Annotated in this window: 17 protein-coding genes and 2 pseudogenes; 13 read left to right on the top strand and 6 right to left on the bottom strand. The window is 72.5% G+C overall.

All coding sequences use genetic code 11. The annotated features are described in order from the left end of the window. Nucleotides 1-84 precede the first annotated feature (84 nt). The 5 genes and pseudogenes from Athai_RS15420 to Athai_RS15400 all read right to left on the bottom strand — a co-directional run. Nucleotides 85-2,642, bottom strand: a pseudogene (locus tag Athai_RS15420) (ABC transporter permease). Further along, complete coding sequence (locus Athai_RS15415) at nucleotides 2,642-3,418, bottom strand: ABC transporter ATP-binding protein (RefSeq protein WP_203962114.1); 777 nt, start codon at nucleotides 3,416-3,418, stop codon at nucleotides 2,642-2,644. Before Athai_RS15415 ends, Athai_RS15420 begins: the two are co-directional and overlap by 1 nt. Nucleotides 3,419-3,676: 258 nt before the next feature. Next, entirely contained in the window at nucleotides 3,677-4,363 is a 687-nt protein-coding gene (locus Athai_RS15410) for a response regulator (RefSeq protein WP_275422480.1), read from the bottom strand. Nucleotides 4,364-4,409: 46 nt separating this feature from the next. Beyond that, entirely contained in the window at nucleotides 4,410-5,639 is a 1,230-nt protein-coding gene (locus Athai_RS15405; protein ID WP_203962113.1) for a sensor histidine kinase, read from the bottom strand. 165 nt (nucleotides 5,640-5,804) lie between these two features. Next, nucleotides 5,805-6,698: pseudogene (locus tag Athai_RS15400) on the bottom strand (RecB family exonuclease); the annotation flags it as partial. A gap of 425 nt (nucleotides 6,699-7,123) precedes the next feature. Here Athai_RS15400 and Athai_RS15395 point away from each other — a divergent pair. The 12 genes from Athai_RS15395 to Athai_RS15340 all read left to right on the top strand — a co-directional run bounded on the left by Athai_RS15395 (nucleotide 7,124) and on the right by Athai_RS15340 (nucleotide 20,523). Next, nucleotides 7,124-8,299 (top strand): site-2 protease family protein, encoded by a 1,176-nt coding sequence (locus Athai_RS15395; protein ID WP_203962111.1) that lies wholly within the window; start codon nucleotides 7,124-7,126, stop codon nucleotides 8,297-8,299. 2 nt (nucleotides 8,300-8,301) lie between these two features. Then, nucleotides 8,302-9,213, top strand: coding sequence for a tRNA (adenine-N1)-methyltransferase (locus tag Athai_RS15390; protein WP_203965762.1), 912 nt, complete (start codon nucleotides 8,302-8,304; stop codon nucleotides 9,211-9,213). A 214-nt stretch (nucleotides 9,214-9,427) separates the two neighbouring features. Beyond that, on the top strand, nucleotides 9,428-11,203 hold the full coding sequence (arc, locus tag Athai_RS15385) for a proteasome ATPase (RefSeq protein ID WP_203962110.1): 1,776 nt from the start codon (nucleotides 9,428-9,430) through the stop codon (nucleotides 11,201-11,203). Nucleotides 11,204-11,375: 172 nt separating this feature from the next. After that, nucleotides 11,376-12,845 carry a hypothetical protein gene (locus tag Athai_RS15380; RefSeq protein ID WP_203962109.1) on the top strand — a complete coding sequence of 490 codons (1,470 nt, stop codon included), beginning with the start codon at nucleotides 11,376-11,378 and terminating at the stop codon, nucleotides 12,843-12,845. A gap of 217 nt (nucleotides 12,846-13,062) precedes the next feature. After that, complete coding sequence (gene dop, locus Athai_RS15375) at nucleotides 13,063-14,580, top strand: depupylase/deamidase Dop (protein WP_338028140.1); 1,518 nt, start codon at nucleotides 13,063-13,065, stop codon at nucleotides 14,578-14,580. A gap of 189 nt (nucleotides 14,581-14,769) precedes the next feature. Further along, entirely contained in the window at nucleotides 14,770-14,985 is a 216-nt protein-coding gene (locus Athai_RS15370) for a ubiquitin-like protein Pup (protein WP_203962108.1), read from the top strand. A 44-nt stretch (nucleotides 14,986-15,029) separates the two neighbouring features. Beyond that, nucleotides 15,030-15,548: an endonuclease domain-containing protein gene (locus Athai_RS35295; protein WP_420829785.1), complete on the top strand. Its 519-nt coding sequence runs from the start codon at nucleotides 15,030-15,032 to the stop codon at nucleotides 15,546-15,548. Between the two features lie 17 nt (nucleotides 15,549-15,565). Further along, complete coding sequence (prcB, locus tag Athai_RS15360; RefSeq protein ID WP_203965758.1) at nucleotides 15,566-16,309, top strand: proteasome subunit beta; 744 nt, start codon at nucleotides 15,566-15,568, stop codon at nucleotides 16,307-16,309. Between the two features lie 96 nt (nucleotides 16,310-16,405). Beyond that, nucleotides 16,406-17,254, top strand: coding sequence for a proteasome subunit alpha (gene prcA / locus Athai_RS15355; RefSeq protein ID WP_203962106.1), 849 nt, complete (start codon nucleotides 16,406-16,408; stop codon nucleotides 17,252-17,254). 227 nt (nucleotides 17,255-17,481) lie between these two features. After that, nucleotides 17,482-18,840: a Pup--protein ligase gene (gene pafA, locus Athai_RS15350; protein WP_203962105.1), complete on the top strand. Its 1,359-nt coding sequence runs from the start codon at nucleotides 17,482-17,484 to the stop codon at nucleotides 18,838-18,840. Nucleotides 18,841-18,850: 10 nt separating this feature from the next. Next, complete coding sequence (locus tag Athai_RS15345; RefSeq protein ID WP_203966761.1) at nucleotides 18,851-19,147, top strand: hypothetical protein; 297 nt, start codon at nucleotides 18,851-18,853, stop codon at nucleotides 19,145-19,147. A 125-nt stretch (nucleotides 19,148-19,272) separates the two neighbouring features. Beyond that, complete coding sequence (locus tag Athai_RS15340) at nucleotides 19,273-20,523, top strand: MFS transporter (protein ID WP_203962104.1); 1,251 nt, start codon at nucleotides 19,273-19,275, stop codon at nucleotides 20,521-20,523. Nucleotides 20,524-20,691: 168 nt separating this feature from the next. On the opposite strand, the gene Athai_RS15335 is transcribed toward Athai_RS15340, so the two are convergent. Beyond that, nucleotides 20,692-21,765, bottom strand: a complete 1,074-nt coding sequence (locus Athai_RS15335; protein ID WP_203962103.1) for a DUF3866 family protein — start codon at nucleotides 21,763-21,765, stop codon at nucleotides 20,692-20,694. Between the two features lie 170 nt (nucleotides 21,766-21,935). Here Athai_RS15335 and Athai_RS15330 point away from each other — a divergent pair, with 170 nt between their 5' ends. Next, the gene (locus tag Athai_RS15330; protein ID WP_203962102.1) at nucleotides 21,936-22,922 is read left to right on the top strand and encodes a helix-turn-helix transcriptional regulator; all 987 of its coding nucleotides are present in this window, start codon (nucleotides 21,936-21,938) and stop codon (nucleotides 22,920-22,922) included. The last annotated feature ends 49 nt before the right edge of the window (nucleotides 22,923-22,971 follow it).

Raw genomic sequence — 22,971 nt, 5'->3', positions numbered from 1 at the left:
GTTTCGGCCGGTTCGGGGTATCGGCGTCGCGGAGCGAGGTCGACGGCGGGCCGGCCATCCTGGCCCGCCCGCCGCCACCAGCGCCTACTCGTACGCGATCGCGTTGAGCACGTTGAGCCGGGCGGCGCGAATCGACGGCAGGATCGCCGCCAGCACACCGATCACGGCCGCGAGGATCAGGTACGCGACCATCAGCCCCAGGAGAAGCTGAGCTGGGTGATCCCCTGGTCGTGCAGCGCCCGGACCACCGCCGCGCCCAACCCGGCGCCGACGACGAGGCCGAGCACCGCGCCGAACACCGAGATCGTCACCGACTCGACGGTGATCATGCTCATCACCTGCCGGCGCTTCATCCCGATCGCCCGCAGCAGCCCCAGCTCCCGGGTCCGTTCGATCACCGACAGCGCCAGCGTGTTGACCACGCCCAGCGCGGCGATGATGATCGCCAGGGTCAGCAGGATCTGGATCATGGTCTGCACCGTGTCGAACGTCGACGTCTGCTGGTGCACGTAGTCGCTGCGGTCCGCCACCGTGATCAGCGGGTTGTCCGCGAGCAGCGCGTCGACCTGCTTCTTCACCGCCGCGGTCGAGCCGGAGCCGGCCACCGTGAGGTAGGCCGAGGTCGGGCTGGTGAGACCGAACCCGCGCACTGCGGCGTGCGGCAGCAGCCAGCCGGACATCCCGCCCTGACCGGACTTGTAGATCCCGGACACCGTGTAGGTGCCGCCACCGCGCGGCAGCCGCACCCGTACCGTGTCGCCGACCTTCAGGTGGTCGGACTTGGCGGTCTTGCTGTCCACCATCGCCTGGTGGTCGCGCAGCCCGGAGATCGAGCCGGACGAGCGGCGGATGCTCAGCGACTTCTCCAGCGCCGGCACGTCGTCGGTCGCGGCCAGCCCGGTCGTCTTGCCGTCGACCTGCCCGCTGGTGCGGTAGATGCCGGCCACCGAGGAGACCCCGGAGATGCCACGCATCTTGCCCAGCAGCGCGGAGTCGAAGCTCGGCGGTACCTCGGAGGTCTGCTGGCCGGACACGATCAGATCGGCCTTGATCTGCTCGTTGGCCAGCCTGTCGATGCTGCTCTGCACCGAGGACAGCACCGTGGACACGCCGGTGATCAGCGCGATGCCGACCATCAGCGCCGCGGCGGTGACCGCGGTACGCCGCGGGTTGCGCGCCGAATTGCGCCGGCCGAGCTTGCCCGCCGTGGTGAACGACATGAGCCGGCCGATGCCGCCGACCACGGGCCGGGCGACCAGCGGCGTCAGCAGCGCCACCCCGATGAACGCGATCAGCACACCGGCGAGGATCGCCCACAGCGTGGCGGTCCCGGACAGCGAGCCGAACAGGCCGAGGCCCAGCACCGCCGCGCCCCCGAGGAACACCACGCCACCGATCACGCTGATCCGGGTCAGCGGCCGGTCCGGCGTCGCTGCGTCCCGCATCGCCGCCACCGGCGGGATCCGGGAGGCGCGCAGCGACGGGAACAGCGCCGCCACCACGGTGATCACGATGCCCACCGCGAACGACGCGATGACCGCGCTGGCCGGTACCCCGATCGACAGCTGCAGGTTGCCGCCGCCGACGTGGGTGAACACGTAGCCGAGCGCGGCGCCGACGCCGATGCCGGCGAGCAGCCCCAGCGCGCCGGCCAGCACACCGATGACCACCGCCTCCAGCAGCACCGAGCCGATCATCTGCCGCCGGCTGGCGCCGAGCGCCCGCATCAGGGCCAGCTCCCGGGTGCGCTGCGCGACGATGATGGAGAACGTGTTGAGGATCAGGAACGCGCCGACGAACAGCGCCACCCCGGCGAAGCCGAGCAGGATGTAGTTGAGGAACTTCAACCCCTGCTTCAACGAGTCCGTGGTCTTCTTCGTCAGCTCCTTGCCGGTCTGCACCTGGTAGCCGTCGCCGAGCCGGCTGCCGATCCGGTCGGCCAGCGCCTGCTGCGACACGCCGGAGGCCGCGGTCACCGTCACGTCGCTGTACACCCCGGTCCGGCCGAGCAGCAGCCGCTGCGCGGTGGCGGTGGTGAACTGCATGCTCGTCTCGCCGCCGAGCGAGTCCCGGTTGCCGGAGTAGCCGTAGATGCCGACCACTCGGAAGGTGTGCGTCTTGCCGCTGATGATCGCCTTGATCGGGTCGCCGACCCGGAAGCTGCCGGTCTTGGCCAGCCCGGCGTTGATCACGACCTCGTCGGGTGCCCGCGGGCCGTGCCCGGAGCGTAGCTGCACCACGCTGTTGGTGCCGGTCCAGTTCCCGCCGTACTGCTGGCCGGTGGTCGACGGGATCGCCTTGCCGTCCGAGCCCAGCGGCACGGTGCCGTTGGTCATCACCTGACCGTGCGCGGCCCGTACCCCGTCGACGCCCCGCACGGTGCGCACCACCGACTCGGGTACCGTCGCGCCACGTGCCGCGGACGGTCCGGAGTTCGCGTTCTGCCCCGGCGCCGGCTTCGGCGCCACCTGCACGTCGGTGTTCTGGTACGCGGTGGCGAACAGGTTGCTGAACGAGTCTCCCAGCGAGGTGGTCAGCACCAGCGAGCCGGCCACGAACATCACGCCCAGCACGACCGCGAGGCCCGACAGCACGAGTCGGATCTTGCGGGCGAGCAGGCTCTTCAACACGGCCCGGAACATCAGGCGTCACCCCGCGGGTGCTCGCCGACCTTGTCCAGGTTCTTCATCTTCTCCAGCACCGCGTCCGCGGTCGGGTCGTGCAGCTCGTCGACGATGGCGCCGTCGGCCAGGAACACCACCCGGTCGGCGTACGACGCGGCGTTCGGGTCGTGCGTGACCATCACGATGGTCTGCCCGAACTGGCGTACCGAGTCGCGCAGGAACCCCAGCACCTCCTGGCCGGACCGGGAGTCGAGGTTGCCGGTCGGCTCGTCGGCGAACACCACCTCGGGCCGGGACACCAGGGCCCGGGCACACGCCACCCGCTGCTGCTGGCCGCCGGACATCTGCGTCGGCCGGTGCCCCAGCCGGTCGCGCAGCCCGACGGTGTCCACGATGGTGTCGAACCACGCCTGGTCCGGCTTGCGGCCGGCGATCGACAGTGGCAGCAGGATGTTCTCCTGCGCCGTCAGTGTCGGCAACAGGTTGAACTGCTGGAAGATGAAGCCGACCTTGTCGCGCCGCAGCTCGGTCAGCCCCTTGTCGCCGAGCCGCGTCACCTCGGTCTCGCCGATGTACACCGAGCCCCGGCTGGTCGAGTCCAGCCCGGCCAGGCAGTGCATCAGCGTCGACTTGCCGGAGCCGGACGGCCCCATGATCGCGGTGTAGCGCCCCCGCTCGAACTCGACGTTGATGTTGCGCAGCGCCGCGATCTGGGCCTCGCCGGTGCCGTACAGCTTCCACACGTCCACTGCTCGGGCCGCGACGCCCGTCGCCGTGGTGACCGTTGTCGCCACGATCCTCCCCCATCACCGATTCGGCGGGCCGACCCCGCCGACCTGTACCTGACGCTACGGGCAGTGAGGGCTGGATGCGTCGTACGTGGGAACTGTCGTCGGCTCCGTCCACCGGGGGAAGCGGGCCCCGGTATCTCGTCCGGCCCGACCCGTAGCCCGCATCGGGGGACGACCCCGACTCCTCCTCAGGCAGGAGACGCGTCTCGCCCTGGCGGTGCGCGGCGCTCGCGGCTCGCCGGTGGCCGGGCGGGCCGCGCGTCAGCTACCGGGCCGGACCAGGCCCGTCTCGTACGCCAGGACCACGGCCTGCACCCGGTCGCGAAGGTCCAGTTTCGTCAGCAGATGCCCGACGTGCGTCTTGACCGTCGTCTCCGACACCGACAGCTGGCGGGCGATCTCGGCGTTGGACAGCCCGCGCGCCACCCACACCAGCACCTCGCGCTCCCGCTCGGTGAGCACGTCGACCCGCGCCGGGGGAGCCGCGTCCGGATCCGGCAGGAAGGTACCGAACTGGTCCAGCAGGCGGCGCAGGATCCGCGGCGCCACCACCGCCTCGCCGGCGGCCACCGTGTGGATCGCGGTGACCAGATCCTCCGCCGGTACGTCCTTGGCCAGGAAGCCGCTGGCCCCGGCGCGCAGCGCGCCGACCACGTACTCGTCCAGGTCGAAGGTGGTCAGGATGAGCACCCGTACCGGCAGCTTGGCCTGCACGATCGCCCGGGTCGCCGCGACCCCGTCCATCCGCGGCATCCGGATGTCCATCAGCACCACGTCGGGCTGCAGCCGGCGGGACAGCTCGACCCCCTCGACGCCGTCGCTGGCCTCGCCGACCACGTCCACGTCGTCCTCGGCGCCGAGCACCATCCGGAACCCGGTCCGCAGCAGCGGCTGGTCGTCCACGAGCAGCACCCGCACCGGACGCGTCGCCTGCTCCACCTGCTCCACCCACCGATCCCGCCGGTTCACGCCCGCCCCTGCGGCGAGGTGTCTGTCACCGGCGGCCGCCCGCCGGCTCCGGGCAGCCGCGACAGCCCTTCCAGAGTGTCCATGGGAATCCTCGCGTACACCCGGAAACCGCCGCCCGGCCGGGGCCGGTGACAAGCTCCCCGCCGTAGAGCGCGACGCGCTCGCGCATCCCGACCAGGCCGTGCCCACCGCGGCGGGTGGCGTCCGCGGCGGGCCCGCGGCCGGTGTCGAACACCTCCACGCTCAGCGCGCTCGGTCCGAACCCCAGCCGTACCTGCGCGCTGGCCGGCCCGGCATGCTTCACCGCGTTCGTCAGCGCCTCCTGGATCAGCCGGTACACGGCGAGACCGATCCCGGCGTCGACCGGGTACGGCTCGCCGTCGAGCTGCACGTCGACCGGGAGCCCGGCCCGCCGTACCGACTCGACCAGGTTCGCGATCGCCGGCAGCCCCGGCGCCGGGGCCAGCGCGTCGGACTCGGCGGCGGGTTCCTCGTCGTTGCGCAGCACGTCGAGCAGGCGGCGCAGTTCGCGCAGCGTGGTCCGCCCGGTCTGCTCGATGCTGCCCAACGCCTCGGTGGCCGCGGCGGGGTCCCGGGTCAGGCTGCGCCGTGCCCCGGTGGCGAGCACCCCCATCACGCTGACGTGGTGTGCCACCACGTCGTGCAGCTCGCGGGCGATGCGCCGGCGCTCCTCGGCGACGGCCTGCCCGGCGAGCACCCGCTGGTTGCGCTCCGCCTCGACCGCCCGCGCCTCCAGGGCCTGCAGGTAGGCGCGCCGGGTGCGCTGGTACTGCCCCAGCACGAAGCAGATCATCGCGATCAGCACGTCGACCAGCAGGCCGAACAGCACCGCGCTCGCCGACGACCGGTGCACCGCGCCGACCAGCATCGACGCCGGCCACAGCGCGAGGAACGTCGGTGCGGCCCGGCGCCACGGAAGCCGCGCCGCAGCCCGGTAGGTCAACACGATCACCGCGAGGCCCTGCGTCTGCATCGCCACCGGCCAGGCCAGGCCGGGCAGCATCAGCAGCAGTGTCGCGAGCACCGACGGACCGGGCCAGCGGCGCCGGGCGGCGATCGGCAGCACGCCCAGCACCGACCAGACCGCGACGGCGGGCGTCAGGCGGGTTCCGGCCGACTCCGGCGCGAGCGCCAGGACCAGCAGGTAGACCAGCAGCACGACCGCGGCCAGGATCGCGTCGACCGGCAGCGCACCAGGCGCCAGCCGCCGCCTCACCGAACCCAACGCCGCCACGTACCGACCGTATCGGGGCCTGCCGGCGACGGGTCGTCACGCAGGCCGATCTGCGTCTCCTCCGCGCGAAGGAGACGCGCTCGCCGGCTCGCCGACGAACCCCACCGTGCCGGCAGCCGTCGCCCCGTCGGCCAGGACGCCGGACCCGGCGGAACCGGCGGCCGGAGCGCCGGCCGGATCGGTCGCGGGCATCCCGGTCGCACCGGCACCCGGCTCGGCCGCCGGCTCCGGAAACGGCGGCGGCGTGCCGCCGAACTCCGGGCACCTGGCCTGGTGCGAGCACCAGTCGCAGAGCCGGCTGCGCTTGGCCGGGAACTCCCGGGCCGCGGTCGCCCGCTCGATCGCCGCCCACAGGGCGCCCAGATTGCGTTCGAACCGGGCCAGCTCGTCGGCGTCCGGGCTGTAGTCGCAGGCTTCCCGGTCCTTGAGGTAGAGCAGCCGCAGCGACCGCGGCACCACACCTCGGGTGCGCCACAACACCAGCGCGTAGAACTTGAGCTGGAACAGCGCGCGCGCCTCGAACGCCTCCCGCGGTGAGCCGCCGGTCTTGTAGTCGACCACCCGGATGTCACCGGCCGGGGAGACGTCGAGCCGGTCCACGAAGCCGCGCAGTCGCAGCCCGGTGTCGAGCACCACCTCGATCAGGCTCTCCCGCTCGGCCGGCTCCAGCCGTTGCGGATCCTCCACCGTGAAGTAGCCGTCGAGCAGCTCGCCCGCCGAGGCCAGCCAGGCCTCCAGCCCGGACGCGGCGTCCCCGGCGAACAGCTCGGCCGTCGCCGGCTCGGCCTCGGCCAGCCGCTGCCACTCCGGCTGCAGCAGCGCCAGCGCCGCCGCCGGGGTGCGCTGCTCGGCGGGCAGCTCGTACAGCTTCTCCAGCACCGCGTGCACCAGGGTGCCGCGCACCTGGTCGGTGGTCGGCACCTCCGGCAGCCGGTCGATCGTGCGGTAGCGGTAGAGCAGCGGGCAGGTCTTGAAGTCGGCGGCCCGAGACGGCGACAGCGAACCCCGCACGTCGGCCAGCTCCGTCGCGGACAGCGTGCTGGTGCGGTGCCGGCGCAGCGGATGCTCCGACCCCCGCCCCCCGTCACCGGCGCCCGCACCGTCCGACCGGTCGGCGCCGGACTGCGGGCCGGTGTCACGGGGAGCGGGGACGCCGGTGGGGGAGGTCTCGACCGTCATGGCCGCAGCCTAGGCGAGGGGTACGACGCGCACCCGGTGGCGCGGCCGGTCGGCGTGCCGCGTCGGCACGAGCACTCGGTGTGCCGGGTCGGCACGAGCCCTCGGCGTGCCGGGCCGGCACGAGCACTCGGCATGCTGCCGGGCAGCCGGGATCGTCGCGTCCGGCGGCACCGGCGGCACCGGCGGGTACCGGTCGGCGGTCCGGTCGCCGGTCCGCCCACCGGCCCGGGAGCGCCGCCCGACGGGCCTCGGGGCCGGCACGCGCGACACGCCGGTGGTACCGGCCGATGCGTAGCATGGTGGCGATGGATGACACCTCGCGCGCCTCGGCACCCGCCCCGCCGGGCGTCCGGCTCGGCCGGGTGTTGGGCATCCCGGTGCACGTGTCGGTGTCCTGGCTGATCCTGGCCGTGCTGATCACCCTGTTCTACAGCAGGGTCGTCCAGTCGAACCTGCCCGGTCTGCCCGTCGCCGGTGCCTATGCGGTCGGCTTCGGGTTCGTCCTCTGTTTGATGATCTCGGTGTTCCTGCACGAGCTCGGGCATGCGGTGGTGTCTCGCCGCGCCGGCATCGGGGTGCGTGCCATCAGCCTGGAGATGCTCGGCGGGTTCACCGAGATGGAGCGCGAGTCGCCGACCCCGCGCATCGAGCTGGCGGTCTCCCTGGTCGGCCCGGCGGTCTCGGCCGTCCTGGGGCTGCTGAGCTGGGCGTTGCTGCTGGTGCTGCCGCCGGGCACGGTGGCGCACGAGCTGGTGTTCCAGCTGACCGCGAGCAACCTGATCGTCGCGGTGTTCAACGTGCTGCCGGGGCTGCCGCTGGACGGCGGCCGGGCGTTGCGCGCGGTGATCTGGGCGGCGAGTTCGGACCGCTACCTCGGTACCCGGGTGGCCGGTTACGTCGGCCGCGGCGTGGCGGTCGCGACGATCCTCGCGGCGGTCTACAGCTACGCCCACTGGTACGTCGGGGTCAGCGGGTTCTACATCGTCGTGGTCGGCGCGATGATCGGGATGTTCCTGTGGTTCGGCGCCGGCCAGGCGATCCGCGGCGGGCGGCTCGCGGCCCGGTTCGAGCTGGTGCACGCCGGGCGACTGGCCCGGCCGGCCCTGCAGGTGCCGGCCGGCATGCCGCTGGCGGAGGTGACCCGCCGGGTGGTGGAGACCGGCGCCGGCGCCGCCGTCGTGCTGGACGGCGGCGGCAACCCGGTGGGTCTGGTCAACGAGCACGCCGCCGCGGCGGTGCCGGCGGAGCGGGCGCCCTGGGTGGCGGTGGACACCGTGGCCGCGACGTTGCGCCCGGAGCTGGTGCTACCGGCCGGCCTGGCCCGCGAGGACGTGATCCGGGCCGTCCAGGCCAGCCCGGCCAGCGAGTACCTGGTCGTGGACGGCCCGCCCGGGCAGCGGCCGGCGGCGGCACATATCGTCGGTGTGCTCACGGCCGACGACCTGGCCAACCTGCTGGACCCGAAGAGGACGATCCGTTGACCCTGCCCGCCACCCCGACCGATCCGACCGAAGCACCCTCCGGCGCCCGCCGCGGGCCGTTCGGCGTCGGTGACCGGGTCCAGCTCACCGACCCGAAGGGTCGGATGCACACCGTCGAGCTGGTCGCCGGCAAGGTGTTCCACACCCACCGCGGCGGCGTCGAGCACGACGACCTGATCGGCCGCCCGGACGGCTCGGTGGTCACCTCGTCCGGCGGCACGCCCTACCTCGCGCTGCGGCCGCTGCTGAGCGACTACGTGCTGTCCATGCCGCGCGGCGCGCAGGTGATCTACCCGAAGGATTCGGCGCAGATCGTCGCGCAGGGCGACATCTTCCCCGGCGCGCGGGTGGTCGAGGCCGGCGCCGGCTCCGGCGCGCTGACCTGCTCGCTGCTGCGCGCGGTCGGCCCGACCGGCCGGGTCCATTCGTACGAGCAGCGGCCCGAGTTCGCCGAGATCGCCCGGCGCAACGTGGAGCGCTTCTTCGGCGGAGCGCACCCGGCCTGGGAGCTGACGGTGGGCGATGTCGCCGACGCCGCCGACACCGAGGTCGACCGGATCGTGCTGGACATGCTCACGCCGTGGGAGATGCTGCCCATGGTCAAGCGGTCGTTGCTGCCCGGCGGGGTGCTCGTCGGCTACGTGGCGACCACCCCGCAGCTGTCCGAGCTGGTCGAGGCGCTGCGCGAGGACGGCGGGTTCACCGAACCGCACGCCTGGGAGTCGATGGTGCGCGACTGGCACGCCGAGGGGCTCGCGGTGCGGCCGGAACACCGGATGATCGCGCACACCGCGTTTCTGGTGACGACCCGCCGGCTGGCGGACGGCGTCGTGGCGCCGGCCCGGCGCCGCAAGCCCAGCAAGGGCGCCGAGGCGTACGCGGCGCGCCGCCGCGCGGCCGAGCCGACCAGCTGAAAGACCGGTACGGTGGGTCGCCCCGGTCGGTACCGGTGCGGCCCTCCACCGCCGGTACGTGGCGGTCCGGTGACCGCCGCCCGGTTCCACCGCGGGTGCCGGGCGGCGCTGTGGTCATGATCTCCACATCGACCCGACGGCGTTGAGACGAGCCCTAACCGGGCATCACCGGTTAGGGTTTAGGAGGAAACCTCGAGCCAGGGGAGGTGGAGACGTGGCACGCAGCGAAGATGCGGAGAGCCGCGCCGCGCGCTGGGAAAAGGAGGCCCACGACCTCTCCACGCAGGTCGCGTTCCTGCAGGAGGAGCTGGCACTGGTCCGCCGCCGGCTGACCGAGAGCCCACGACAGGTCCGTTTGTTGGAGGAGCGCCTGGCCGCCGCGCAGGCCCAGGTGCAACGACTCGGTGACCAGAACGAACGACTGGTCTCGACGCTCAAGGATGCCCGCGAGCAGATCGTCACGCTCAAGGAAGAGATCGACCGGCTCGCCCAGCCACCCAGTGGCTACGGCGTCCTGCTCGGTCGCTACGACGACGGCACCGTCGACGTGTTCACCGGCGGGCGCAAGCTGCGTGTCGCGGTGTCCCCGGCGGTCCCGCTCGACGATCTCCAGCGCGGTCAGGAGGTGCTGCTCAACGACGCGCTCAACGTGGTGCAGAGCCTCGGCTTCGAGCGCGCCGGTGACATCGTCATGATCAAGGACCTGTTGGAGGGGCCGGAGGGCCGTTCCGACCGCGCCCTGGTCGTCTCGCATGCCGACGAGGAGCGCGTGGTGCACCTCGCCGACACGCTCATCGGTGCGCCGCTGCGGGCCGGTGACGCGCTGATGATCGACTCCCGCAGCTCGTACGCCTTCGAGCGGATTCCCCGCAGCGAGGTCGAAGAGCTGGTGCTGGAGGAAGTTCCCGACATCAACTACACCGACATCGGTGGGCTGGACTCGCAGATCGAGCAGATCCGGGACGCGGTGGAGCTGCCGTTCCTGCACGCCGACCTGTTCCTCGAACACCAGCTGCGGCCACCGAAGGGCGTGCTGCTGTACGGCCCGCCCGGCTGCGGCAAGACCCTGATCGCCAAGGCGGTCGCCAACTCGCTGGCCAAGCAGGTCCAGGAGCATCGCGAGGGGGAGCGGGCGCGCAGCTTCTTCCTCAACATCAAGGGCCCGGAGCTGCTCAACAAGTACGTGGGCGAGACCGAGCGGCACATCCGGCTGATCTTCCAGCGGGCCCGGGAGAAGGCCGGCGAGGGCGTCCCGGTGATCGTGTTCTTCGACGAGATGGACTCGATCTTCCGCACCCGTGGCTCGGGGGTGTCCTCCGACGTGGAGAACACGATCGTGCCGCAGCTGCTCTCCGAGATCGACGGCGTCGAGGGCCTGGAGAACGTCATCGTCATCGGCGCCTCCAACCGCGAGGACATGATCGACCCGGCGATCCTGCGGCCGGGTCGGCTCGACGTCAAGATCAAGATCGAGCGTCCGGACGCCGAATCGGCCAAGGACATCTTCGCCAAGTACCTGACCGCCGAGCTGCCGCTGCACCCCGACGACCTGGCCGAGCACGGCGACTCGCGGCAGGCGTGCATCGCCGCGATGGTGCAGGCGGCGGTCGAGCGGATGTACACCGAAAGCGAGGAGAACCGGTTCCTGGAGGTCACCTACGCCAACGGTGACAAGGAGGTCCTCTACTTCAAGGACTTCAACTCCGGCGCCATGATCGAGAACATCGTGGGCCGGGCCAAGAAGATGGCGATCAAGGACTTCCTCAGCACCGGTACCAAGGGGCTGCGGCTGGCCCACCTGCTCGACGCCACCGTCGACGAGTTCCAGGAGAACGAGGACCTGCCCAACACCACCAACCCGGACGACTGGGCACGCATCTCCGGCAAGAAGGGCGAGCGGATCGTCTACATCCGCACCCTGGTGTCCGGAAAGAGCGCCGAATCCGGCCGATCCATCGACACGGTCAGCAACACCGGTCAGTACCTCTGACCGCAGCGAGGTCCGGTCCGCGCACCGGGGCGACCCAGCAGTTCGGTCGCCCCGGTGCGATTTTTTTGTCGACGTTGGCCAACTTCGTACCGGAGGCCTGCCATCATCGTCGGGGAAACCCAGAGCACCCTGTCTGACCCCCTCCATCAGGGTTGACCCGAGGAGGGGTGCAGTGCGCGGTCAGATCGTCGGCTCCCCGGCCGTGAGCCCGACCGCGGCGCCCGGCTCCGGCATCCGGCTGCTCCGCCGACCCGGGTTCTGGCTCGTCGTGGTCGCCGCCGGCTACACCGCCGCGATGCTCGTCCTGGTCGCGCCACACCTGCCGCTCGGCGCCGACGAGTCGCTGTACGCCACCCAGGTCAGCCCGCGGGTACCGGCGCTGAACTGGACCGCCGCCCGGGCGCGCGGCATCACCTACCTGATCGCGCCGATCCTGCAGGTCACCGGTTCGGTCACCGCGCTACGCAGCTATCTCGCCGTGCTGTCGGGCCTGGCGCTGACCGCCGGGTACTGGCCGTGGTTGCGCGCGGTGCGCCGGCCCGGCACCGTACCGGTCGCCGCACTGCTGTTCGCCGGGCTGTGGTCCGGCCTGCTGTACGGCGCCGCGGACCTGCCGAACATCTGGGTCGGCTTCGCCGCCGTCGCCGCCGCCGGCTGGTTCGTCCGGTACGGCCAGCACCCCACCTGGCCGGCCGCGCTCGGCGTCGCCGTCCCGCTCGCGGTGATCGCACTGATGCGACCCTCCGACGCCGCCTGGGTGGCGTTTCCGCTGGTCGCCGCGATGGTCCTGGTGCGCCGCTGGCGGCGTCCGGGCCTGCTGCTCGCGGTGGTCGGCGGCTGCCTGGTCGGCGCCGCCGAGTGGATGATCGAGGCGCAGCTGCGGTACGGCGGCGTCGCCGCGCGGCTGCACGAGGCCAGCCGCCAGCAGGGCGGGCTCGGCTGGCACCCGATCGGCGTGGCCTACCAGCTGCGCGCGCTCAACGGCCCGCTGCTGTGCCGTCCCTGCAGCCTGCATCACCTGGCCAGCCCGCAGGCCTGGCTGATCCGCGGCTGGTGGCTGGCCATCCCGGTACTGGTCGTCGCCGCGCTGGTCGTCGCCTACCGGCAGCGGCAGCTCGCCGCGATCGCGCTACCCAGCGCGGTCGGCGCGAGCATCGCACTGGCGTACCTGGTCACCATCGACTACGCGGCGCCCCGGTTCCTGCTGCCCGCCTACATGCTGTTGGCGCTGCCGGTGGCGAGCCTGTTCGCGGCGCTGCCGGCGATGGTGCCGCGACGTGCCCGGCCGGTGCTCGTCGTCGGGTTCGTCCTGCTGTTCCTGGCACACGAGACGGCGCAGGTCGGCACGCTGTGGCGGATCGTGCACCGCGCCGACCCGTCCGCGGCCGGCGCCGCCGAGCTGCATCGCCTCGGTGTCCGGCGTCCCTGCGTACTGGTCGGGGTGCGCCGTACCCAGATGGCCTACCGGCTCGGCTGCACCACGTCCATCCCGGCGGAGATGTACGGCTACCTCGGCCGCGAACAGGTGGTCTTTCTCACCTGGCACCGGAACGACCCGCGCGGCCGGGACTGGCAGCGCCACCCGATGCCGCGCCCCACCGGCGTCGCCCCGTGGTACGCCTTCGTCGCCCCGCCGCCGTGACCACCGCGAGCGGTGCCGATGCCGGCCACCGGGCGTGACGGCCCCGCATTGGGGCTAGGCTCGATGCGAGCACCGCCGATCCGGACACCGGGGACCGGACGCGAGCCGAGACGGCGAACGGGATCGCCGGCCGGCACGCCGGGTCCCGGTCGGCCACCCGGGCCGGCAGACGCGAGCCGATTGCGCCGGAACCGAGTCACGCGAGCAGGGAGCGGGCATGAGCAGCCGACGGGTCATGGGCACCGAGGTCGAGTACGGCATCTCCGTGCCCGGCCGGCCCGGCGCCAACCCGATGGTCACCTCCTCGGCCATCGTCAACGCCTACGGCGCCCGCCCCGAGCTCGACCGCGGTGGCCGCGCCCGCTGGGACTACGAGGAGGAGTCGCCGCTGCGTGACGCCCGCGGCTTCAGCTACTCCGGGGCGCTGTACGACCCGGCCGAGGCGCTCGCCGACGAGGACCTGGGCCTGGCCAACGTGATCCTCACCAACGGCGCCCGGCTCTACGTCGACCACGCGCACCCCGAATACTCGGCGCCGGAGTGCACCAACGCGCGCGACGTGGCGCTGTGGGACAAGGCGGGAGAGCTGGTCATGGCCGAGGCCGCCCGCCGCGCCTCCGCGATCCCGGGCGCCCAGCCGATCAACCTGTACAAGAACAACACCGACAACAAGGGCGCGAGCTACGGCACCCACGAGAACTACCTGATGCGGCGGGACACCCCGTTCGCCGACATCGTCGCGCACCTGACCCCGTTCTTCGTCACCCGGCAGGTCTTCTGCGGTGCCGGCCGGGTCGGCCTCGGGCAGGACGGCTCCGGTGTCGGCTTCCAGCTGTCCCAGCGCGCCGACTTCTTCGAGGTCGAGGTCGGGCTGGAGACGACGCTGAAGCGGCCCATCATCAACACCCGGGACGAGCCGCACGCCGACGCCGACAAGTACCGCCGGCTGCACGTGATCATCGGTGACGCCAACCTGTCCGAGATCGCCACCTACCTCAAGGTCGGCACCACCGCGCTGGTGCTCGCGATGATCGAGGCGAAGGCGCTGCCGGGCGATCTGGGCATCGCCGACCCGGTCACCGAACTCAAGAACGTCAGCCACGACCCGTCGCTGACCCACCGGCTGCGGATGCGCGACGGGCGGGAGCTGACCGCTCTCGACATCCAGCGCGCCTACCTGGAGCACGCCCGCACCTTCTGCGCCGAGCGGTACGGCGACGACCTGGACGAGATCACCGCGGACGTGCTGGACCGCTGGGACGAGGTGCTGCGCAAGCTCGCCGACGACCCCAACACCCTGGCCGACCAGCTCGACTGGGTGGCCAAGCTGCGGCTGCTCAACGGCTACCGGCAGCGCGAGCAGCTGGACTGGTCCTCGCCGAAGCTCGCCCTGGTCGACCTGCAGTACTCCGACGTGCGGCCGGGCAAGGGGCTGTACCACCGGCTGGTGGCGCGCGGCGCGATGCGGCGGCTGTTCACCGACGACGAGGTGGTGCGGGCGGTCGGTGAGCCGCCGACCGACACCCGGGCGTTCTTCCGTGGCCGGTGCCTGAAGAACTACCCGGCCGAGGTCGTCGCGGCCAGCTGGGACTCGGTGATCTTCGACGTGGGCCGCGAGTCGCTGGTGCGGGTGCCGATGATGGAGCCGTTGCGCGGCACGAAGCGGCACGTCGGCGAGCTGTTCGACCGGTGCGTCAGCGCCAAGGACCTGCTCGCCGAGCTGACCGCCGACTGAGCCGGGCTCGACCGTTCGCTGTTCCGGCCGGGTGCGTTCGAGGCACCGGCCGCATCACTCTGGCGTGAAGTCCGTTTTGCCACCGGGTTTCGGCTGCCCGGCGAGGTAGATTTTGATCGACGGCACCGGTCCGGTCGGCTCGACCGGACCGGGGTGCGTGTACGGGTTCGTCGGCGAGGGGAGCATCCGATGGCGACGCGAGACAGCGGTGGGCAGTCCCAGTCCCACCGCAGCCACACCGAGGAAGACGCAGTCGACGAGGCCCCCGCGGTCGACCCCGAGGTCGCCGAGCGGCAGGAGAAGCTCACCGAGGACGTCGACGACCTCCTCGACGAGATCGACGGCGTCCTGGAAGAGAACGCCGAAGAATTTGTCAAGGGCTATGTGCAAAAAGGGGGAGAATGAGGCATTTTCAGCGATATGTCCGATTCTGATTGGAGATTTCGCCGATGCCTCTGCCGAATGACGACCGTGATGGTCGGCGCAGATGCCGGGATTGTGGCGAGTGGAAGCCGCTCGATGAGTTTCACGTCAACTCCAGGCGTCCGACTGGTCGCGGTTCCTACTGCAAGCCCTGCTTCGACAAGCGGTCCAACGCTAGTTACGAACGACGGGGCATCGCGGCGGGCCGGACCGTGCGGCCGCGTGAGGAGCTTCGCGAGGGGACACGTCGGTGTCCGGACCGTCGCGCTCTCAAGCCGTTGGACGACTTTCCGAAGAGTCGATCCGGTCGCAACGGCTACGGGCGCTATTGCAAGCACGTGGACCACGATCATGTGACCGGCGGGGTCCGTGGCATTCTGTGCTTCAACTGCAACGGCGGGCTCGGGCACTTCCGGGACAACGTCGAGCACCTGGCCAAGGCGATCAGCTACCTGAGAGGAACCACTCCGTGGGTCGAGATCTCCCCGGGCGTCTACCGGTCGAGTTCGCTTACACCGGCGGCTCGTCGTTCACCGACTATCTGAGGGTCGCGGCGCCCGAGATGTTGCCGGGTCGCCGCCCGCTGCCGCCGTCCGACGCGCTCGGCGACCTCGCCCCGCACGGTACGACGATCGTTGCGATGACGTACTCGGGCGGTGTGCTGCTCGCCGGTGACCGGCGGGCGACGATGGGCAACCTGATCGCCCAGCGCGACATCCGCAAGGTGTTCCCGGCCGACACGTACTCGGCGATCGCGTTCGCCGGCACCGCCGGCATCGGGCTGGAGCTGATGCGGCTGTTCCGGGTCGAGCTGGAGCATTACGAGAAGATCGAGGGCACCTCGCTGTCGCTGCCGGCGAAGGCGAACCGGCTGGCCGCGATGGTGCGCGACAACCTGGGTGCGGCGATCCAGGGTCTCGCGGTGGTGCCGCTGTTCACCGGGTACGACCCGGCCGCGGCGGATCCGGCGACCGGCGGCCGGATCTACTCCTACGACGTGACCGGCGGGCCGTACGAGGAGCGTGACTTCCACGCGGTCGGTTCCGGCTCGCTGTTCGCCAAGTCGGCGCTGAAGAAGCGCTACTCGCGGGACGTGGACGCCGACGGCGCGGTGCGGCTCGCGGTCGAGGCGCTGTACGACGCGGCCGAGGACGACACCGCCACCGGCGGACCCGACCTGGCCCGCAGCATCTTCCCGATCGTGGCGCTGGTGGACGCGGACGGCTTCCGCGAGCTGCCCGAGGAGGATGTGGCGGCCGTGGTGCGTTCGGTGGTGGAGGAGCGGATGCAGCAGCCGGGCGGCTGAACGCCGCGCCCGACAGCCGGTACGAGCAGTGTTGAAGTCTCAAGTCGCGCACCGATCGTCGGTGCGCGCACCGACGGGAACCGGAGAGTCTCAGCCGTGACGATGCCGTTCTACGCCTCGCCCGAGCAGCTGATGCGCGACAAGTCCGAGTACGCGCGGAAGGGCATTGCGCGGGGCCGCAGTGTGGTGGTGCTGACGTACGCGGACGGCGTGCTGTTCGTGGCGGAGAACGTCTCCACCGCGCTGCACAAGGTGGCGGAGATCTACGACCGGATCGGGTTCGCCGCGGTCGGTCGGTACAACGAGTTCGAGAACCTGCGCAAGGCGGGCGTGCGCTATGCCGATGTGCAGGGGTACGCCAACAACCGCACCGACGTGCGTGGCCTGGGCCTGGCCAACGTGTACGCGCAGGCGCTCGGGACGCTGTTCACCGAGCAGCCGAAGCCGTTCGAGGTGGAGGTCTGTGTCGCCGAGGTGGGCGACAGCCCGCAGCGCGACCAGCTGTACCGGCTGACCTACGACGGCTCGGTGGGTGACGAGCCGGGCTACGTGGCGATGGGCGGCCAGGCGGACGCGATCTCGGCGGTGTTGCGGGACCGGCATCGGGCGGACATGACGCTGGCGGCTGCGCTGCACCTGGCGGTGGACGCGTTGAGCGGCACCGGCGCCGACCGGCGCGAGCTGACCGCCGCGCAGCTGGAGGTGGCGGTGCTGGACCGGCGCCGGTCGGGTCGCACCTTCCGCCGCATCACCGGCACCGCGCTGGACGAGCTGGTGGCGCAGGGCGCCGCGGAGTCGACGGCCGACGAGCCGCCCGCCGACGAGGCGACCGGGGCGGACGAGCCGGCCGACGCGGGTACGCCCGAGGCGGAGTCGGCCGCCGGCAAGGGCGAGGAGCCCTCGAAGGGTGCGGACGATTCCACCGGTGACGCCGACGACAAGTGACGTCCGGCGCCCGGGTTACCACGACCGGCGCCCCCGGGGCACCACCCGATGCGATGTGCGGTGGGCTGCCCCGGGCTGCGGGCTGCGGGCTGCGGGCGGCGCCGGCCCGGCCGGCCGGGCCGATCGACGCGCCGGGCGTCTTTCGGCACTGCCGGGTAGGAAACTCGTCCGCGATCGTGACCGTCCGACGGCAGCGCGGAGGCGGTCGGTGAGGCTAATGTCGGTACATGGATCGGCGCATCTTCGGGATTGAGACCGAATACGGGGTGACGTGCACCTTCCGCGGGCAGCGGCGGCTGTCCCCGGACGAGGTCGCCCGCTATCTGTTCCGCCGCGTGGTGTCGTGGGGGCGCTCGTCCAACGTGTTCCTGCGCAACGGTGCCCGGTTGTACCTCGACGTCGGCTCGCACCCGGAGTACGCGACGCCGGAGTGTGACTCGGTGCAGGATCTGGTCACCCACGACCGGGCCGGTGAGCGGACCCTGGAGGGGTTGCTGATCGACGCGGAGCGGCGGCTGCACGACGAGGGCATCGCCGGGGAGATCTACCTGTTCAAGAACAACACCGACTCGGCCGGCAATTCGTACGGATGCCACGAGAACTACCTGGTGTCCCGGCACGGCGAGTTCGGCCGGTTGGCCGACATTCTGATCCCGTTCCTGGTCACCCGGCAGCTGATCTGCGGCGCCGGCAAGGTGCTGCAGACCCCGCGGGGCGCGGTGTTCTGCCTGTCCCAGCGGGCCGAGCACATCTGGGAGGGCGTCTCCAGCGCCACCACCAGGTCGCGGCCGATCATCAACACCCGGGACGAGCCGCACGCCGACGCCGAGCGGTACCGCCGGCTGCACGTCATCGTCGGTGACTCGAACATGAACGAGGTCACCACGCTGCTCAAGATCGGTACCGCCGATCTGGTGTTGCGGATGATCGAGGCGGGCGTGGTGATGCGCGACCTGACGCTGGAGAACCCGATCCGGGCGATCCGCGAGGTCAGCCACGATGTCACCGGTCGCCGCACGGTGCGGCTCGCGTCCGGCCGGGAGGCCAGCGCGCTGGACATCCAGCAGGAGTACTACACCAAGGCGGTCGACTTCGTCGCGCAGCGCGGCGGTGACGAGGTGACCAAGCGGATCCTGGAGCTGTGGGGCCGGGTGCTCGGCGCGGTCGAGTCGGGCGACCTGACCAGCGTGCGGCGCGAGATCGACTGGGTCAGCAAGTTCGACCTGATCGAGCGGTACCGGGCGAAGCACGACCTGCCGCTGGCGCACCCACGGGTGGCTCAGCTGGACCTCGCCTACCACGACCTGCGCCGGGGCCGGGGGCTCTACCAGCTGATGGAGCGGCGCGGCGAGGTCGACCGGGTCGCGAGCGACGTGGAGATCTTCGAAGCGAAGGAGACGCCACCGCAGACCACCCGGGCCCGGTTGCGCGGCGAGTTCATCCGGCGGGCGCAGGAGAAGCGGCGCGACTTCACCGTCGACTGGGTGCACCTGAAGCTGAACGACCAGGCCCAGCGCACGGTGCTGTGCAAGGATCCGTTCCGGTCGGTCGACGAGCGGGTCGACAAGCTGATCGCGAGCATGTGACGGGCCCTGGGTGGCGGACGAGGCGACTGTGCAGACGATGGACGAGGGCAAGCAGCCGGCCGAGCGGGACGAGCCGGCGAAGGCGTCGGGCGAGGACACCGAACAGGAGGTGCCCTCGCTGCGCGACGAGCTGCGCACGGCCGCGCAGTACGGCGTGGCCGGGCGCTGGGCGACGCGGCGGCGGGCGAAGATCCGGGCCGAGATCGAGCGCAACCGGCGCGGCGACTACAAGGTGCCGACCTGGGTGCTGGGGCTGATCCTGGCCGTCGTGGTGATCGGCTGGGTGTTGCTGATCGTGCTCTCCTGAGTCCGGCCGCCCGGCCGCCCGGCCGCCCGGCGGCCCGGCGGCCCGGGTAACGGCCTCGTGGGGGTGACGAAGCTTACCGGAAAATCGCCGGCCCTCCCGGCTGCGCGACCCGCAGACTCGAAGTCATGTCCGCTTCTGTCGCCGAGTACCGCCGTGCGCTGGGAACGCCGGGAGCCCGCGGCCCGGTTGTGGCCTCGCTGTTCGCCCGGTTGCCGATCGCGATGATCGGCCTGGCCGCGCTGCTGTACGTGCAGCGCGAGTACGGCTCGTACGGGCCGGCCGGGCTGGTGTCGGCGGGCACCCTGGTCGGCGTGGCCGCTGGCTCGGTGGTGCAGGGCCGGCTGATGGACGCGTTCGGCGTCACCCGGCCGATGCTGGTGGTCGTCGCCGTGTACGCGGGTTTCGTGACCGCGGGCTGCCTGACGATCCAGGCACACGGGCCGGTGCCGCTGCTGGTGCTGCTGGCGCTGGGGATCGGCGCCTTCGAGCCGCAGGTGGGTTCGGCCTCCCGGGCGATGTGGCCGCGGCTGCTGCCGGCCGGGCCCACCCGGGACGCCGCCCTGGCGTACGAGGCGATCAGCATGGAGGTCTTCTTCATCCTCGGTCCGGGCATCGCCGGCCTGCTCGCGGCGGCGCCGTGGGCGGGCACGGGGCTGGTCGCCGGCGCCGGGCTGATGATCGCCGGCTCGCTGGCGTTCGTGCTGAACCCGACGATCCGCGGCCACCGCCCGGTCCGCGGTACCGGTGCCCGCAGCGTGCTGGGCGCCCTGGCCAGCCCCGGCCTGCGGACCGTGGCGCTCGCGGCGTTCGGCTTCGGGGTGGTGGTCGGGTTCGTCGAGGTGGCGGTGCCGGCGTCGGCGACCGCGGCCGGCAACGAGGCGGCCGGCGGCCTGCTGCTCAGCCTGTTCTCGGTCACCTCGGTGGCGTTCGGCCTGGTGTACGGGGTGCGTCCGTGGCCGCGCCCGATGCGGTTGCGGCTGCCGGCGCTGCTGGCCGGGTTCGCCGCGCTGGTGGCGCTGCTGGCGGTACCGACCGGGCTGGTCGGCCTCGCGCTGGCGCTGCTGGTGGCGGGGTGCCTGATCACGCCGCAGTCGACGGCGCACTCGGCGGCGGTGGAGCTGGTGGCCCCGGCCGGTACCGCGACCGAGGCGTTCGGCTGGATCGTGACGGCGGTGACGCTGGGCCTCGCCGGCGGCCAGTCGGTCAGCGGGCAGCTGACGGCGGGGGCCGGGCCGCGCCCGGCGTTCCTGCTCGCGGCGGGCGCCGGGCTGGTGCTGGCCGGGCTGCTCTGGTTGCTGCGCGGCACGGTCGGCGGCGACCGCCGGGCGCCGAGGCCCGACGCCCCGGCCGAGCCGCGGATCCCTGCCGGGGTGTGATCGCGGCACCGCAGTGGTGCGCTGGGCGTGCTGCGTGACCGCGCCGCGCTGCTGGCCGTGTCGCGCTGCCGGCTGGTCGGCGCCGTTTCACCGGTCCCCGCGGCGCCTGGCGGGGCCCCGCGGTGTGCCTGGCCGGTCGGTGCGGTGTCCGGCCGGTCGGCGGGCGGTTCAGCCGAGCAGGTCGGCGGCGTGCCGGCCGGCGGCGGCCGCGGCAAGGAAGTACCCGGTGTCCTGGTCCAGCCCGCGTCCCATGGTGGACAGCCGGACCGGGCTGGCCCGCAGCGCGTCCAGCAGCCCAGCGCCGTCCACCTCGACGATGCGGTGCCGGGCCGGCAGTTCGCGCAGGTCGGCGGCGACGCGGTCGGCGAGCGCCGGCGCCAGCCCGGTCGGTACCACCAGGTCGGCGCCGGCGAGCGCGACCCGCCCGTACGCGGTGCGGCTGTGGTGGCTCAGGCCCTGGTGCCGGGGACGCGGGTCGGCGTCCGAGATGCGCAGCGAGCCGACCGGCCGGCCTCCCAGCACCGCGACGGCGTTGACCGCCTCGCCGACCGTGACGCCGGAGTAGCCCCAGCGGGTGCCGGTACCGAGGTTGCCGGGGCCCTGGCTGACGATGGTGATGGCGGCGCCCAGGGCGTACCGGCAGGCGAGCAGCCCGGCATGGACGGTGGCCGCCTCCAGGTCGCCGCCGAACGCCTGGCCGGCGGTGACGGTGCCGCACAGCCGGTCGGACAGCCCGTCCAGGGTGCGGCTGAACCAGGCGGGCAGCGCCCCGCCGTCGGTCATCAGGTACGCGACCGGGATCCGCGCCGGGATCGCCGCGAGCACGGCGGGCAGCGCGGAGTGCAGGTCGGCCAGCACCACCGGCATGCCGGCCAGGTCGTCGGCGCCGGCGACCGCGGCACGGTGCGGCGCGCCGTCCTCGTCGACGGCCTGGACCACCGCCTGCAGCGGCGTGTACCGCGCCTTGACCACGTGGCCGGGCCCGGTCGGGTCGGCGGGCAGCCGGTCGGGTACGGCGACGACCAGCGCGTACCCGCCGGTGCCGAGCGACAGCGCGAGTGCGTTGGTGTTCAGCAGCACCCGGTCGCCAGCCTGCGGCGTACCGACCAGCTCGGGGTAGGCGAGCGCGCGGACCGTGTCCGGGTCGTCCGGACTGCGCGGATCAAGCCGCACCTGGTACTCGATCGCGCCGCGCCAGCGGCACCGCTCGCTGATCACCCGTCCGCTGCGCCACCGCACCACGCGCTCACCGTAGCCATCGCCGCCGATGCTGTCCCGACCGGGGCGCCCTCGGGTGTTTTGCGCTGCTTGCGACACTTCGCGGCGCCATGCCGGCTGCCCGTGCCGGCCGAACCGGCCGCCACGCCCGTCGTGCGGTGAGCGGCCGGCGGCGATGGGATAGCCTGGCCAGAGTGTCGCGCTCCCGCACCGAACGCCTGGTCAACCTGGTCATCTGCCTGCTGTCCACGCGCCGCTTCCTGACCGCCGCGCAGATCGCGGCGACCGTGCCCGGTTACCGGCACGACCCGGCCGACGCCCGCGAACACGAGGCGTTCCAGCGCAAGTTCGAACGCGACAAGGCCGACCTTCGCGAGCTGGGCGTGCCGCTGGAGACCGGCACCGACTCGGTGTTCGACGCCGAGCCCGGCTACCGGATCGCCCGCCGCGACTACGCGCTGCCGGAGGTGCGGCTGGCGCCGGACGAGGCGGCGGCGGTCGGTCTGGCCGCGCGGCTGTGGCGGCACGCCGGCCTGGCCCAGGCCGCGTCCTCCGGGCTGCGCAAGCTGCGCGCCGCCGGTGTCGAGGTCGATCCCCAGACGACCCTGGGGGTGGAGCCGGTGGTGAGCGCGGAACCGGCGTTCGAGCCGCTGACCCGCGCGGTCCGGGAGCGGCGGGCGGTCCGGTTCGACTACCGCACGCCGGCCGCGGACTCGCCCGCCACCCGGCGGCTGCAACCGTGGGGCGTGGTGTCGCTGCGTGGCCGGTGGTACGTGGTGGGTCACGACGAGGACCGCCGGGCGACCCGGTGCTTCCGGCTGTCCCGGTTCGCCGGCCCGGTGCGGCTGGTCGGCGAGCCTGACGCGTTCCGGCCACCCGAGCAGGTCGACCTGATCGACTACGTGGCGCACTCGTTCGCCGAACCGGCGCCGACCCGGACCGCGACGGTGCGGCTGCGGCCCGGCCGCGGCAACGGCATTCGCCGGCAGGCGCACGCGGTCGACGGTGACGTGGTTCGGCTGCGCTACTCCGACGTCGAGTCGCTCGCCTCCCGGCTGGTCGGCTACGGCGCGGACGTGGTGGTGCTGGAGCCGCCGGAGCTGCGCACGGCGGTCATCGACCGGCTGCGCCCGATCGCGTCCCGGGCCGGTACGGCCAGGCCGTCGGAGGTGAACTCGTGAGCGTGCGGGTGCGGCTGAGCCGGCGGCGTCGCGCACCGCGGTGCCGGAA

This window comes from Actinocatenispora thailandica (assembly GCF_016865425.1).
GTDB lineage: Bacteria > Actinomycetota > Actinomycetes > Mycobacteriales > Micromonosporaceae > Actinocatenispora > Actinocatenispora thailandica.
The sequence above is the reverse complement of the archived record's forward strand: the minus strand, read 5'-3'. Positions and strand labels throughout refer to the sequence as shown.